Annotated in this window: 13 protein-coding genes; 12 read left to right on the forward strand and 1 reads right to left on the reverse strand. The window is 44.8% G+C overall.

The window, feature by feature from the left end; translation table 11 throughout:
* Positions 1 to 54 precede the first annotated feature (54 nt).
* The 12 genes from ACQSGY_RS06955 to ACQSGY_RS07010 all read left to right on the forward strand — a co-directional run bounded on the left by ACQSGY_RS06955 (position 55) and on the right by ACQSGY_RS07010 (position 14,851).
* Positions 55 to 921 (forward strand): carbohydrate ABC transporter permease, encoded by an 867-nt coding sequence (locus tag ACQSGY_RS06955; RefSeq protein ID WP_427051264.1) that lies wholly within the window; start codon positions 55 to 57, stop codon positions 919 to 921.
* An 11-nt stretch (positions 922 to 932) separates the two neighbouring features.
* Complete coding sequence (locus tag ACQSGY_RS06960; protein ID WP_427051265.1) at positions 933 to 1,766, forward strand: carbohydrate ABC transporter permease; 834 nt, start codon at positions 933 to 935, stop codon at positions 1,764 to 1,766.
* A gap of 15 nt (positions 1,767 to 1,781) precedes the next feature.
* Positions 1,782 to 2,861: a Gfo/Idh/MocA family protein gene (locus tag ACQSGY_RS06965; protein WP_427051266.1), complete on the forward strand. Its 1,080-nt coding sequence runs from the start codon at positions 1,782 to 1,784 to the stop codon at positions 2,859 to 2,861.
* A gap of 3 nt (positions 2,862 to 2,864) precedes the next feature.
* A complete protein-coding gene (locus tag ACQSGY_RS06970) occupies positions 2,865 to 4,049 on the forward strand; it encodes a Gfo/Idh/MocA family protein (RefSeq protein ID WP_427051267.1) in 1,185 nt (394 codons plus the stop codon).
* A 553-nt stretch (positions 4,050 to 4,602) separates the two neighbouring features.
* Positions 4,603 to 6,108, forward strand: coding sequence for an MDR family MFS transporter (locus tag ACQSGY_RS06975; RefSeq protein WP_427051268.1), 1,506 nt, complete (start codon positions 4,603 to 4,605; stop codon positions 6,106 to 6,108).
* A 92-nt stretch (positions 6,109 to 6,200) separates the two neighbouring features.
* The gene (locus ACQSGY_RS06980; RefSeq protein WP_427051269.1) at positions 6,201 to 7,382 is read left to right on the forward strand and encodes an FAD-dependent oxidoreductase; all 1,182 of its coding nucleotides are present in this window, start codon (positions 6,201 to 6,203) and stop codon (positions 7,380 to 7,382) included.
* A gap of 47 nt (positions 7,383 to 7,429) precedes the next feature.
* Entirely contained in the window at positions 7,430 to 8,122 is a 693-nt protein-coding gene (locus tag ACQSGY_RS06985; RefSeq protein WP_427051270.1) for a TetR/AcrR family transcriptional regulator, read from the forward strand.
* A gap of 305 nt (positions 8,123 to 8,427) precedes the next feature.
* Positions 8,428 to 8,817, forward strand: coding sequence for an IS110 family transposase (locus tag ACQSGY_RS06990; RefSeq protein ID WP_427051271.1), 390 nt, complete (start codon positions 8,428 to 8,430; stop codon positions 8,815 to 8,817).
* A gap of 686 nt (positions 8,818 to 9,503) precedes the next feature.
* Positions 9,504 to 9,950: a hypothetical protein gene (locus ACQSGY_RS06995; protein ID WP_427051272.1), complete on the forward strand. Its 447-nt coding sequence runs from the start codon at positions 9,504 to 9,506 to the stop codon at positions 9,948 to 9,950.
* A gap of 762 nt (positions 9,951 to 10,712) precedes the next feature.
* Positions 10,713 to 11,780, forward strand: a complete 1,068-nt coding sequence (locus tag ACQSGY_RS07000; protein ID WP_427051274.1) for a sensor histidine kinase — start codon at positions 10,713 to 10,715, stop codon at positions 11,778 to 11,780.
* A 25-nt stretch (positions 11,781 to 11,805) separates the two neighbouring features.
* On the forward strand, positions 11,806 to 12,450 hold the full coding sequence (locus ACQSGY_RS07005; RefSeq protein WP_427051275.1) for a response regulator: 645 nt from the start codon (positions 11,806 to 11,808) through the stop codon (positions 12,448 to 12,450).
* Between the two features lie 187 nt (positions 12,451 to 12,637).
* On the forward strand, positions 12,638 to 14,851 hold the full coding sequence (locus ACQSGY_RS07010; RefSeq protein ID WP_427051277.1) for an MMPL family transporter: 2,214 nt from the start codon (positions 12,638 to 12,640) through the stop codon (positions 14,849 to 14,851).
* Between the two features lie 15 nt (positions 14,852 to 14,866).
* Here ACQSGY_RS07010 and ACQSGY_RS07015 read toward each other — a convergent pair whose 3' ends face one another.
* Positions 14,867 to 15,541, reverse strand: coding sequence for a TetR/AcrR family transcriptional regulator (locus ACQSGY_RS07015; protein WP_427051278.1), 675 nt, complete (start codon positions 15,539 to 15,541; stop codon positions 14,867 to 14,869).
* Between the last annotated feature and the right edge of the window lie 88 nt (positions 15,542 to 15,629).

Here is a 15,629-nt window from a genome sequence, read left to right on the forward strand (position 1 = left end):
GTGCTGGGAATGCCGGTGGGTATTCTCCTGTGCCTCTGGAAAGCAGGTAGTGCTATGAACAACGATCAAGGAATCAAGTGGCTTCAATTCCGTTTTTTGTTCCCCGCAATCTTATTTATTTTGCTGGTTAATATTTATCCGTTTCTTTCCGGCATTCTATACAGCTTCAAAGACGGCACGCTGTTGAAGCCAGGGGCATTCGTCGGCTTTGCTAATTACGTGAGAGTGCTGGAGATGGATGAGTTCTGGCATTCATTTTCGTTCAGCTTCTGGTTTGCGTTGTTCTCGGTTATCGGTAGCTATGCAATCGGACTATTTCTGGCGCTTCTTTTAAATATCGATATCCCTGGTAAAGGGTTGTTCCGCGTGGCGTTGCTGGTACCCTGGGTACTCTCCTCAGTCGTATCGATGGTCGGATGGAGATGGATGATTGGCAGTCAGTCCGGCGTCGTCAACACATTTCTGCAAACACTCGGTTTTGAGCCAATTCTGTTTCTAAGTGATGAGAAATGGGCGGTATTTTCCGTCATCATGGTCAAAATATGGCGAAGCTATCCATTTATGATGGTGTCCCTGCTCGCCGCGCTGCAATCCATTAACCATGATTTGTACGAGGCAGCAAGCATCGACGGCGCGGGACGATGGCGCTCTTTCCTCAGCATAACGCTACCACAACTGAAAACCGTTACGTTCGTTTGCTGGATTATGATGAGTATTTGGAGTTTCAACGATTTTGACGTCCTGTATCTGTTGACGGGCGGTGGACCGATCGACGCTACGGAAAACCTCATTCTGATGAGCTTCAATTATGCCTTTGTCAAGGACTCCATCGGTGTCGGCGCTGTACTAGCTATTTTAAGCTTGATCGTGCTAATGGTCCTCGCTGTCATCTTGTTGCGAGTTCAGAAGAAGGACAAATAGGGGGATTCAACTTGACGAAAACGACTAAACGATTGACACGTACCATGGTCTATCTTATTTTACTGCTTGCTTCCCTGATTGCCAACTTGCCGATTTTGACAATGATATTGAATTCGTTCAAATCAAATTCGGAGATTTTAACCTCCAAAAGCATGCTGCCGGTGCAATGGACGCTAAGCAATTATCAATTTGTCAACGAGAAGTCAGCCTTCTGGCATCAGTTCGGGAATAGCATTTATGTGACTGCCGTGTCTTTGCTGCTGACGATCGTCGTTGGCGCTTTGGCGGGCTACGCTATATCCAGATTTACGACTTGGATTTCCGGAACATTTTCTGTGCTGCTTTTGCTGCTTCAGATGTTTCCGATCATTCTGGTTTTACTGCCGCTATTCGTAACATTCCGCTCGCTTCATCTGACGAATACGTTAAACTCGGTTGTGATTATTCAAACTGCAACTCATTTACCGTTCGCGGTGTTAATGTTCAAAAGCTTCTTCGACACGATTCCGAAAGAAATTGAAGAGGCGGCCTGGATGGACGGCTGTAGCCGATGGAGCACGTTTTCCCGCATCGTGTTGCCAATTTCGGGTTCAGGCATTGCTGCGGTATCTATTTTCTCCATTTTGTTTTCCTGGAACGATTACTTAATCGCAAACACCTTTATCAAAAAGGAAAGCTTGATGACGGTACCAATCGGTTTGCAGCTGTTTATGCAGCAAAATTCCGCTGAATGGGGGAGTTTGACGGCGGCAGCCACGCTGTCGACATTGCCTATTTTGATTTTCTTGTTTTTCGTACAAAAATATATGGCTTACGGATCTGCAGCTGGTTCCGTAAAAGGCTGAGGAGAGAAATGACATATGGAACAAAAAGTCTTGAATGTAGGAATCATCGGTATTGGCGAAGTGGCTCAAGTGATCCATCTGCCAGTTCTTGATTCACTTCCTGAGCAATACCGGATAGCCGCGCTTTGCGATATTTCCCCGAAGCTTGTTGCCTATATGGGTGAAAAATACAGAGTTTCGAGTTTGTATACAGACGCATCCGAGCTTGTGAAACAATCGGATCTGGATGTCGTCTTTGTGTTAAATAGCGACGAATATCATACGGAGTGTGCCATTGCGGCCGCCAATAACAAGAAACACGTACTGATCGAAAAGCCGATGTGCCTGACCGAAGCGGAAGCGGATGCGATTATCGAGGCACGCGACCGAAACGACGTGAAAGTGATGGTCGGCTACATGCGGCGATATGCGGCATCCTTTCTTGATGCAGTAAAGCAAATTGGGGGGATGGACAATATTCAATATGCGCGGGTAAGGGACATCATTGGCCCGAACGCCTACTTTGTAAAACCGACGAGCCATGTTGTGTCCTTTGACGATATTCCAGACGCTTTGAAGACTGATAGGAAGAACCGTGCGGAACGTCTGGTGAAAGAAGCGACGGGTTTGGACAGCAACTCTCCGTATTTCAGTCTGTATCGTCTGCTCTGCGGGCTTTCAAGCCATGATTTGTCTTTGATGAGGGAAGTGCTGGGCATGCCAAAAGGCGTTTCCGGAGCGAAGCTCACGAATAACGGGAGCATTTTCCTAAGCGCTATTTTAGATTACGACCAATTCGCGGTCACGTTCGAAACCGGCATCGATCAGCAAGGGCGGTTTGATGCCCATTTGGAGGTATATGCAAGCAGCAAGTCCGTCAAGATCCAATACGATACGCCTTATATCCGCCATCTGCCGGTCAAAGTGATGATCAATGAAACGGTCGGAGAGAAGTTCACGGAGTCTGTTATCCGTCCGACGTTAACAGATCCGTATACGCTGGAACTAAATTATCTCTATGAAGTGATTACACAGGACTTGATGCCGAAGACTACCCCGGAAGATTATAAGCAGGATCTGGCACTATTCAAAATGATTATCGATGCGGTGAAGTGAGCCATGGAGAAAATAAAAGTAGGCATTATTGGTTCTGGATTTATCGGTCCGACGCATATTGAAGCGATACGCAGACTCGGGTTCGTCGAAGTCGTCGCTCTCGCCGACTCTAGGCAAGCCAACGCGGATAAAAAAGCCAGAATGTTGGGCATCCCCAGAGCTTATGGAGATTATAGGCATTTGCTAGAAGATCCTGAACTGCAGGTCGTTCACAATTGCACGCCGAATCATCTTCATTTTCAGATCAATAAACAAATTATGCTGGCTGGTAAGCATGTACTATCCGAGAAGCCACTGGCCATATCCAGCCAGGAATCTGGGGAGCTGCTTCGAATAGCGAGGGATAGCGGGGTCGTCCACGCTGTTAACTTTAACTACAGGCAGTTTCCGATGATGAGGCAGCTGGGGGCAATGGTGGGTTGCGGTGAATTCGGCAACATCAATCTAATCCACGGCAGCTATCTTCAGGATTGGTTACTTTATGATACGGATTACAATTGGAGGCTTGCTCCAGAGGCTGGAGGCAAATTGAGGGCTGTTGCAGATATTGGTTCCCATTGGTGTGATACCGTTCAACATGTAACTGGGAAACGTATTACCCAGGTTTTTGCAGATTTGGCCACTGTTCTGCCTGTTCGAAAAAAAGCAATGCGCCAAGCGGCGACTTACAACGGGCAGCCTGCGGTGTCCGAAACGGAATATGAGGAGATTCCGATTCATACGGAGGATTACGCAACGGTACTGTTGCGGTTTGATGACGGAAGTCGAGGAGTGTTTACGGTGTCGCAAGTAAGCGCTGGCAGGAAAAACAGGCTAAGCTTCGAACTGAACGGAAGCCGGAAATCGGCGTACTGGAATCAGGAAGAGCCCGAAAAGCTTTGGATCGGCCATCGAGATCGAGCAAATGAAGTGCTGCTGGCAGACCCTTCACTGTTTGCGCCGGAAGCGCGCAGCGCGATTCATCACCCTGGCGGCCATAACGAGGGCTGGCCCGATGCGCTGAAAAATATGATGCTTAGCTTCTATTCGTTTATTTGCGACGGCAAAAATCCATCGCAGGACAAAGCGAACTTCGCCACCTTCGAAGACGGGCATTTCTCTATGTGTATCATGGATGCCATTCTGGAAAGTGCGGTTTGCGGGCAGTGGGTCAAAGTAATTGAGCGTAAAAAAACGCCCTTCATCTGATTCATCTGACAGGCGTTTAATGATCAAGGAGCTAGTAAACAAACATCGAGACCTTAAATTGTGATGGCATGCGAAGTCGAAGGATGCAGTAAAACTTCATGATCGGCAATTATATTGAGCGAGTTGGGAATCAGACGAAAGCAACAAAACGAACATTGTTCTTGACGAACGGTGTTCGTTTTGTTATAACTGAAATGTGCTTATTTGAGTTCAATAAGCAAGATAGGAAATTTATACAGAAAGGAATGAGGGTAATCTCGACATAGGGTCAAGCCCGACTTATTTTTGAAATAAGTGTAGCAAGCGCTGCTTGTAGTGGCTTTGGTTAGGTGAAGGCGATCCAAGACACGTTGGGTGTCCAAATGTGAGACGAAAGCAGGTTTCAGGATCAACACCCCGATCCACATGTATTAAGGGAAAAATGAACCCCTTCTACATCTCTTGAATGATCGTGGGCATATTGCTGAAGGGACGAGAGTAGATTTAGTGTTGGTTGACGGCGATCCTACAACCCGTATTTCAGACACTTTATCAATTAGTGAAGTGTGGTTGCGTGGTGATCGGAAAATTAACAAAGGGTGAAATTGAAATACGGAAAGGAATGTATATAATCGACATGGGATCAGAAAATAATACCGCTAGTATGCAATCCGAATTTTCATTAAAAAAAGTATTGCCGGTGCTGCTTGCAGTGGCTTCGGGAATGTTCCTCGTAATCTTGGATAGTACGATTATGAACGTAGCAGTACCGAAATTGGTAAGCGCCTTTGGCACCAATCTCAGCACCATTCAATGGGTCATTACGGCCTATACCTTGTCATTATCAGCGGTTATTCCGCTCGCAGGCTGGTTCTCAGACCGCTTCTCGCCAAAACGGATGTTTTTAACGAGCATCGTGTTGTTTGTGCTTGCTTCAGTGCTGTGCGCGTTGGCGCAAACGCCCGAGCAACTGATTATCTTCCGTATCCTTCAAGGACTCGGTGGGGGCATGGTTGCTCCAATTGGGATTGCAACGGTGTTCTCCGTTTCACCTCCCGACAAACGTGGTTCAGTCATGGGTATTCTCGGGATTCCAATGTTACTCGCACCAATTCTCGGCCCTGTTCTGTCGGGTTGGCTTATTGAGTTTATCAATTGGCACTGGATTTTTTTCATCAACGTGCCTGTTGGCTTCATTGCGTTACTAATGGCATGGAGATACCTCCCTGCAGCAAAGCCGAAGCAGGGTAGCAAGCTCGATGCAGTTGGCGCACTCTTAGCTCCGATTTCTTTCGCCTCGTTGGTCTTCGCGGTTCATCAAGCCGGTGAGAAGGGCTGGTCGGATGCATGGACGTTTGGTTCACTATTATTCGGTACTGTCATACTTACTATATTTATCAGGCATGAGTTGCGGCAGAAAAACCCTCTGCTGGAGCTTAGGGTTTTTCGCTCTCCAGCATTCGTACATGGGATTATCGTCGCGTGGTTAAATCAGATTGCGTTATTTGGCAGCATTCTATTGTTCCCTCTTTATTTGCAGCAGGTTAAAGGCCTTTCCCCGCTTGAGGCTGGATTGTATGTCATTCCACAGGCAATCTTGTCAACAGTGGGAATCAACCTCGGTGGCAAATTGTTTGATCGTTACGGAGTTCGACCCGTTGCAATTATGGGCATTTTGTCCCTATCTGTCTCATTACTCGCGCTGACACAAGTTAATGCTGATACCAGTCCATGGTACATGATGTGTAGTTTTGCCTTTGCAGGTTTTGGCCAAGGATTGACAATGATGCAGATCAATACCCATGTTCTCAAATCAGCTCCGAAGGAATTGGTTAGTCGTGTTACTCCAATAACAACCTCAGCCCAGCAAATTATGTCCTCCTTCGGAGTAACGATTACGATGGCTTTTCTAGCTGGAAAAATGAGAGAACTACCTGTCGGGCATAGTCTCAATCAGTTGGGTGAGGCTTTTGGTTCCACGTTCTGGATCACTCTGGGGTTTGCAATTGCGGCATTAGTACTCAGTTTGTTTTTTGCAAAACCTACAGATATTAAGAAAAGCTTACCTCAATCGAACTAGCATTAAATTACAAGAAGAGAGTATTTGTATTCTGCGGTCTTAAACAAACGAAGTTCACAATAAAAATTTTACATTTGAAGGAGATGTTTACTTTGACAACAACAACTACGAAAGATCAAAAACATATCGCCATTATAGGAGGAGGTCCAGGCGGTCTTACACTTGCGCTCATTCTTCAGCATCATGGCATTCCGTCCGTCATTTATGAGCGGGAACTGGAGGACAAGAGCCATGAACGCGGAGGATCCCTTGATATTCATGAGGAATCCGGTCAACAGGCGCTGAAGGAAGCCGGACTTTATGAGGCTTTTCAAAAAGTGGCTCGTTATGAAGGAGAGGATTTTCGGCTTTTTGATAAAACGGGGAAATGTTATATGGATGAAGTAGCCGATGAGGATACTCCAGGAGGACGGCCAGAAATCGACCGTGGCGTACTTTGCGATTTACTCTTAAGCAAGCTGGACCCAGCGATCATCCGTTATGGATATAAGCTAGAAAAGGCCGTTTCACTGCCAAGTGGCGCGACAGAACTTCATTTCGAGAACGGGTTCGTCGATACAGCGCATCTTGTAGTTGGAGCAGACGGTGCCTTCTCCCGTGTTCGTCAGCTACTTTCGGATACGGATGTCAGTTATTCGGGACTAACTATGTTAGAGCTTAATGTTGAGAATGCTGCTATACGCTATCCTGATTTGGCTGAATTCAACCGACGTGGGAAAGTGTTTGCATTGGACGATCACAAAGGGATTTTGGGGCAGTTGAATGGTGATGGGCGCATTAAGGTCTATGCGAGCCTATGGGTGGATCGGGAGTGGCTTGATACAAGCGGTATTAAGTCTGATAACCCACAGGAAGCGAAAGAAAAATTACTAGAGATCTTCAAAGATTGGGATGACTCGCTCAAAAATTATATCCGCTACGCGGCTGATGCTGTTCTTCCAAGACGGATTTACATGTTACCGGTTGGATTCAAGTGGGAAAGAAATTCGGGTGTTACGCTGATCGGTGACGCGGCCCACGTCATGTCTCCGTTCGCTGGCGAAGGCGTGAATATGGCAATGCAGGACGCAATGGAACTTGCACTTGCGATCGTTCGGAATGAAGATCAAGCAAAAGCGATCGAGGATTATGAGGAAAAGATGTACGCCTATTCTTCGGAGATGGCTCGCGAGTCAAATGAAAATCTCGTCCTGTGCTTCTCGGATGATGCTGCCCTGAAGCTTAACGAGCTTATGAATTCGTACCATGAGCAGCATAACGAAGCGCAGTTGTAACCTAAGAGCGAATTTACTATTCGCTTCCGTTATGATATAAGAAAGGTATGATGAAACCTAACCGTATAATTATAAGTCGCCGGGATCGTCCGGCCAAAGAACCGCTGAGTCATGAGTTGATTGTAAAGACGGCCTATGAGTTGCTCAAAGAGCAAGGCACTTCAGGCATGAGCATGCGGAAGGTCGCCAAAGCACTGGACACCGGACCTTCCTCGCTCTATGTCTATGTAAAGAACTTGCAGGAGTTGAGCTCTTATGTACTTGATTATGGACTTGGGGAGCTCGTGCTGCCAGATCTGACGGAAGGGAATTGGAAGGAACAGCTATTCCAGATTTTGGTGGCATATTTGATGTTGCTGATCGAGCAGCCTGGACTTGCGGAGCTGTCACTTCAGGCAATTCCGGTAGGGAACAATGCTTTTCAGTTGAATGAATACCTAATTATGGTTCTGCTCAAGGGTGGTATTACATCAACTTCTGCCGCATGGGGAATGGATCTATTGTTGCTGTATGTTTCCTCAATAGCTTTTGAGAGGGCCGCTAGGTCCAAGCACAGTGAGGAACAGATGAGTGCCATCCAGGATTATTATCAAGCTGCCGATCCGATTCGTTTCCCCCATATTCATAGTTTGAAGGAGGAGTTGTTTTCTGGAGACACCGTTTCGAAGGAACGGTTCTATTGGGGGATTGAAGTCATCTTGAACGGTATTGTGCAAGCTAACGGTTCGTATCGAAGCTAGGTCAGTAAATGTCGGGGGATAAGAACATGTTCCCATTGAAGTCGCTAATTTAGCGGCTTTCGTATTATTAGGTCAGCCAGAAATTTTCTGGTTGGCCTATTTTTATGGGTGTTTTACGATGGTGGTAGCCGGGAGAACGAGGGCGGCTTAGCTTAGGGACAAAGAACCCGTACAAAAAACTGTTCTCTCACTACCTTCCAACGACCATGTTTGAGCTGGTTGAGACAATGACCTCGTATCACAAGCGAAGCTATGGGTTTGGAAACCAGGTGGGAATGCCGGTAAATCGAATGAGGGAGGTTTTTATGCAACCCGTTGTTGGAATTGATGTGGCGAAAGGATGTAGTGTTATTCAGGCCTTCAAAAAGCGTAACGAACCCTATGGAAGGATGGAGACCCTTCAGCATAGTGAGGAAGGTTTCGAGCGGTTAGGGGAAGTGCTCAGCATACTGAAAGAGACAAGTGGTGTGGAGCCTGTCGTTGTCTTCGAGGCAACCGGACATTACCATCGAGGTTTGGCAGGATATCTGAAACGTAGCGGATGGATCCACTACATCATCAATCCTTTGCAAGCGAAACGATCCAAAGGCACACAACTTCGAAAAGTGAAAACCGATGCAGCAGATGCTTGGCATTTGGCCGAGATCGTGGGGATGTTAAAGCGCGCATCGCGAGTGGGAAGAGTGCTACAGTGAGCTGCTGCTTCAGCACAGGTGTCGAGGGACAAGAACATGTTCCCATTGAAGTCGCTATTTTAGCGGCTTTTTTATTTTATCGGTACAAGTTCTTGTCCCAAGCTAAGGACAAGAACTTGTACCGATTGCCGAAATGGACAAGAACATAGTCCGATTACCGATTAGATGTATATCTAAACAATGCACTCATGGACTTAAAACCTTTTTTAGCACCATAATACATGAAAATGTTCACATTGTTATGGACAACTGACAAATTAAGAGGGGTAAATAACGCGTGGTTAGGTATTAAAATCGGACTGAAACTAGCTGCTGAGGACAAGAACTTGTACCGATTAACGTATTGGACAAGAACATGTTCCTATTGCCGATTAGGCGTGTATCTAATCGTCATCCAGACCTTCAATTCATTAAACTAACGGGTAGGTTAGTTTAATACGGAGCTGAAATAAATTCTTTGAATATGAAGTGTTAAAGTGTCGGGTATAATATGGATAGATTAATCTCATAAAATTACATACATTCGTTATCGACGGGACGTACCCAACAGATCGGGATTGTGAATTCTGCAACAGGAGAAATGGTTCATTCCATGCTTACATTCATGAATCAATTTATGGATACAGCCATGGATTACGGCTATCAGACTATTATCTACACATCCCGCAGGGGATAAAGAAATCGAATTGCAGGCTTTTGAAGATTTGCGCAGCAAAAGGGTGGATGGTATTGTCATCATGGCCTGTGTCAACGATCCGAGAATGCTCAAAGATTATTGCCAGTATGGACCCATTGTATCCTGGCAACGCATGGGCAATGACGAGATTACTTCGGTTGCACTGGATCAAGCCAATGGTTATCGATTGGCGCTCGAACATCTCGTATCCAGAGGGTACACGCAAATCGCTAACATGTTCGGAAGGGTGGAGAGCCATAATGTTCAGAGCAGACGCATTGCCTATGAAACATTTATGGAAAGCCGCGGATTGCTCGTGTACAAAGATTGGTATCAATATTCTGTATATTCGGCATCGGATGGAGAGCAGGCGATCATCGGTTTTGATGACAATGAGCTGTCTAGAATGCTCGGCATTACAACGATTCGCAACCCGGTGGAAAGCCGCTACTATTAGCGGCTTCTTTGATTTTGATCGGCATCTTAAAGGGGGAGGTTATCTATAACTTTAGAAGCACACTCTGAAATCTACCATAAAACTTATTATATAAAAAAAGGTGGAATAGTTGGTTTTAAGGACAAGAACTTGTATCGATTTCCGATTAGATATACATCTAATATTATTACGTGCACTTAAGACTTCATTAAGTACCTAAATACATGAAAATTTTCAAATTTGTTTAAGAGCAACTGACAAGATGAAGGTAAAACATAAGTGCTCAGTATTAGAAGAACGAACATTGGTACGAGAACTTGGAGGTTAGGACAAAAACTTGTTTCGCTTACCGAAATAGACAACAACATGTTCCCCTTTCCGATTAAATAAGTGTCTAAGTTTGAGATGAGTCTCTTTATGAGTGATTGAATCGACTAAGGGCTTCGAGGCTAGAAGGTATTTGATAAAAACCAAATACTTCAAAGACCTAAGAACTTCCTGTACAGAGTCTTTGTCATCAGTTAAATTTACCTAGCAAACGTGTGATAAGTTTTTTCTTTAAAACGCTCTTAGTTTCTTATGTCCGAAAGGGCATGTACTAAAGTACTATTATTCCTGGTGAAAAGAGGTATACTGGATACCGAGGTGAATCTAATGTGGTTTAAAAGAAGACCAAATACCGCTTCAGATGTAAAAGAACATATCGATCCTTTATCCGCTTCACGGATCCCTGTGTTAATATGGCTCTGCCTTGTTACCACTGCAACTCTTATATTACAGAACATGTCAGCACCTACCATTATTTCAAGTGTTTTTTTTGTCATAGTGATGCTCGCCCATAGTTACTTTTACTGGATAACAGGTTCAGTCGTTGCTTATTCTAGGCCGTTATATATTATAATCCAAGCAATTTTAATATACGGTAGTGCTATTCTTATGCCGGATGGCATGCCGGCGATTCTGATTGGTCTTATACCTGTATTGATCGGGCAAACCGTTGCGATCTATTTCGAAACAGCAAAAGTGGTTTTCGTAGCATTTGTGCTCTATGTCATGTTTTGTTCTCTAACTTTATTTAATCGAACTGGCCCTGAGGCGGCATTGCTTGTTTTATTACTTTTACTCATGATGGTTGTAGTCATATCTTACGCGTCATTGTTTTACAAACAAGTAAATGCACGTGTCAGGACCCAAAATTTCTTGCGGGAATTAGAGCTGGCTCACCAAAAAGTAGAGGAACTTACACTCACTAGTGAGAGACAGCGGATGGCAAGGGACTTACATGACACATTGGCCCAAGGTCTTGCCGGAATTATTATGCAGTTGGAGGCTGCTAGTATTCATCAGGAAAAGGGGAATCAGCTCAAAGCACAGGAAATTATACGTAATGCCATGGCACAGGCTAGACAATCACTGGCGGATGCACGACGAGCAATTGATGACTTACGCACAAAATCTACCCCTTCCATCACGCTGAGCGAAGCGTTTCAAGAACAACTGGAACGTTTCCGACAGGCGACTGGCATTACAATTGAATTTCAGGGAGAGCTCTCTTCACAGTTGTCCAAGGTGCAGATGGAGCATATTTTGCATATTTTGAGCGAAACCCTTATGAATATCGCCCGTCACGCACAAGCGAACCTTGTCAAGATAACTACCAGCCATAGCAATAATCAGTTTAATCTGGACATCGTTGATAACGGCCAGGGATTTAACACGGATCACATCGGAAAATTACATGGCCACTACGGCTTGATTGGTATACAAGAGCGCGCTAGACTCATTGGTGGGAGTATTGAGATTGAAAGTACTCCACAGGGAACAGCTGTATACTTAAGCGTTCCATTATAATTGGTAGGAGAAGAGGGATAGCCGCATGAAGCACAAAGTTTTGATTGTTGACGACCATTGGGTTGTTCGAGAAGGTCTGAAGCTTATTCTTGAAACAGATGATAATTATAGCATTGTAGGAGAAGCGAGCGAAGGTGTTGAAGCATTAAAGCTCATGGAAAGTTTAGAACCTGATGTCATCCTGATGGACCTTAACATGCCAGGGGGGCTTGGGGGACTGGATACAATGAAACGAATGCATGAGCAAGGCCTGCTTATTCCCGTTATCATTCTTACTACATATAACGAGGACGAACTCATGATTGAAGGTTTATCCCTGGGTGCCAAAGGATATCTTTTAAAAGATACCAGCCGTGAAAATCTGTTCCGCACATTGGACTCTGCACTTCGTGGAGAGACTTTGCTTCAGCCAGACATTACAGCTAGAGTATTTGCTCATCAGACCCGATCGTTAGCCAAAAAAACGGGGCCTACCTTGCTTAGCGATAAAGAAACGATTGTTCTGCAAGCCATCGCAAGAGGGATGCGTAGCAAGGAGATTGCTTTTGATATGGGCATTGCCGAACGTACGGTGAAAGCTCATCTTACGAATATTTACAACAAACTTGGCGTAGATTCACGGTCTGAAGCGGTTGCTGTCGCTGTCGAAAAGGGACTTCTGCATCTCTAAGTAAAATTAATGACTCGCATTGTCTTGATTTAGCTAACGTACATGCCCAATCCTGCCCGATCGTACATTTGGGGAATGCCCTTATGTACGATTTTTTTTCGTCTATTTTTCAATACAATACAGACATAGGGTGGTGATGACACACTTCCTAATTGCAGAAAGTTTTGAAAGGGGCATGACATTTATTATGGCAAAATGGTTATATCGTCTCGGAGCTTGGTCTTCGAGAAAAAGAAAAACAGTAATTACGGCAACACTCACACTTCTCATTGTAATGGCATCTCTCGGTCTAGGCATGGGGACTTCGTTTACAGGTGAGATGACCATACCCGGAACAAAATCCGACCAGGCTGCCGAGGTACTAAACTCAGAATTCCCCGCGTCGGATGGTGGTGGTCAGATTCGTCTAATTTTCAAAGCGAATCAGGGATTGCTCACATCAGAGGGGAATCAATGGAAAATAAAAAAGGCATTGAAAGATGTTAAAACGGATCTGTCCGTCGTCTCCGTTTCCAATCCATACGAAACCATGACACTAAGTCCAGACAAAAAAATCGGATATGCTGATATTACGTACAAACAAGCCGCAAGTGAAGTAGGAGAACATTCAAAAGAACATGTATTAAACATAGCTGAAACATTAACGAAGAATGGAGTGCAGACAGAACTCGGAGGCAGTGTGGCTTTCTCTGAAATTGAAGTAGGCGGCATCTCTGAAGTCATTGGAATTCTGATTGCGTTTATGATTCTGGCTTTTACCTTCACGTCATTTCTTGCAGCCGGATTACCTATTCTGACAGCCGTGATCGGTTTGGGAATTGGCTTGATGACCGTAATCGTTGGATCAAACTTTGTATCCATGTCTTCATTTTCAATCACGCTCGCTGTAATGCTTGCTTTAGCCGTAGGTATTGACTACGCTTTGTTCATTATATCCCGCTACCGTCAACAGCTGGCTGAAGGTTATGACCGTGAGACGGCCATTGCGCAAGCCAATGCTACTGCCGGAGGGTCAGTTGTTTTTGCAGGCCTGACCGTTATTATTGCCCTTGTGGGGCTCTCCGTTGTTCAAATTCCGTTTATAACCATGATGGGCTTGGCCGCAGCAATCAGTGTATTTGTCGCTGTGCTTATTGCCATCATCTTTGTTCCTGCTCTTCTGGCTGTTGCTGGAGATCGGATCAGTCCGGCACGGGAAAATCGCTGGCTGCGCAAATGGTCGGGCCAAAAGAAAGATAAGAACAAAGATAATGCCTGGGGAGGAATGATCACGCGAAAACCGTGGTTAATTTCGATTCTATCCATAGTCATTCTTACCGTATGTACATTACCATTCCTGCACATGGAACTAGGCTTGCCAGACAGTGGGCTTAAATCAACCGAAACCACGGAACGAAGAGGTTATGATTTATTAGCAGAGGGTTTTGGAGCCGGCTTTAATGGTCCACTTGTCGTTGTAGCCAAAACCAGTGAAGGCAAGGATAGCCAGACCAAGATTGCAGAGGCAACAACTTACATCAAAGATATTCCCGGTGTTGCAAGTGTAACGCCAGCAATTCCTAGTCCTTCAGGAAAAGCGGCAATCATTACCGTCTTGCCTAAAACAGGACCACATGATATTCGCACGACTGAATTAGTACAAGCTATTCGGGATCAATCGGAGAATGTGCTGAAAAAAGACAACGTAGAGATTATGGTAACCGGTGGAACGGCAGTCAATATTGATATATCCGAAAAATTACAGGAGGCACTGCCTAAGTTTGCATTGCTGATCGTTGGATTAGCCTTTGTTCTGTTGATGCTCGTATTCCGTTCAATCCTGGTTCCTATTAAAGCCGTTGCTGGCTTCTTGTTCACGTTAGGTTCAACACTTGGTTTTATCGTATGGGTTATACAGGATGGATACCTGGGCAGCTTGTTCGGTATTCCAGAACCTGGTCCGGTTTTAAGTTTCCTACCTATTCTGGTGACAGGAATTTTGTTCGGACTGGCGATGGATTACGAAGTATTTCTGGTGAGCAGAATGCGTGAGGATTATACCCACACGGGTGACGCCCACCGTTCAGTAAGAAGTGGATTAACTCACAGCGGGCCTGTGGTTACAGCCGCTGGACTTATTATGATTGCTGTGTTTGCCAGCTTTATTTTTGCCGAAGATACGATCATCAAATCGATGGGGCTCGCCCTTGCATTTGGCATCCTGGTAGATGCCTTTATCGTACGAATGACACTTGTACCAGCTGTCATGACAATACTCGGCAAACACGCTTGGTATTTGCCTAAATGGTTGGATCGACTTCTACCTAATATCGATATTGAAGGTGAATCCATTATGCAAGAGAATATGAATAAGAACAGAGTAACACCAAATACCAAAGTTCAGACGGAATCAAACATTTAAATAAAAAAGATATCTTTAAGCTTTGAGTGCTGAAAGAAACGTCGTTTTTAGAATGTTAAATTGTTGATTCAAGTCTACCCGGGTATTGAATGCATCCGTATCATGCAGCATGGACATTTTTTTGGAGAAATTACCGAATACATTAATCATTGTAATTAATGTTTCTACTGTATTCGTGTCAGTGCGCACAGAACCATCCTGCTCGCCTAAATGAGCCAGCTCCGTAAACAGATGGATCAGCTGATCATATTTATCCTGATAAATCTGTATGTTCTCCAAAGGTTCTTTAGACAAGGTAACATAACATTCAAAAGCTTCTATAAGTTTGGAATTCTGTTGATAATGAGCTTGATGATAGAAAACCAAAGCGTCAAAGATGCGCTCCATTTTCTCATAACACGTACCTTCATCATGCAATACGTCTTGAAGTATCTCAATTTCTGAATGCACGATGTTAGCAGCTACCTCCACAATAAGGTGCTCTTTCTTTGGGAAGTAACGGAAAATGGTCGCAACGCCCAGTATCGCTTCATTTGCAATTTCCTGCATCGTCGTTTGCTCAAAACCCTGCCGTGCAAATACAGCAGTAGCCGCTTTAATAATTTCGATCCGGCGTTTCTGCCGCAAGCTGGTACGCTCCTGTTCTAACCTTTGTTTCGGTTGAATGACAATGACCTCCTTTAAGTTCAATTAAATTATGCTATCAACTTAGATGTGGTTTGTCAACGAAAGAGGCGTCTGCATAATACAAAGAAGAACCTTCCACCCATAATCATCG

This window comes from Paenibacillus sp. TC-CSREp1 (assembly GCF_050171015.1).
Taxonomy (GTDB): Bacteria; Bacillota; Bacilli; order Paenibacillales; family Paenibacillaceae; genus Paenibacillus; species Paenibacillus silvae.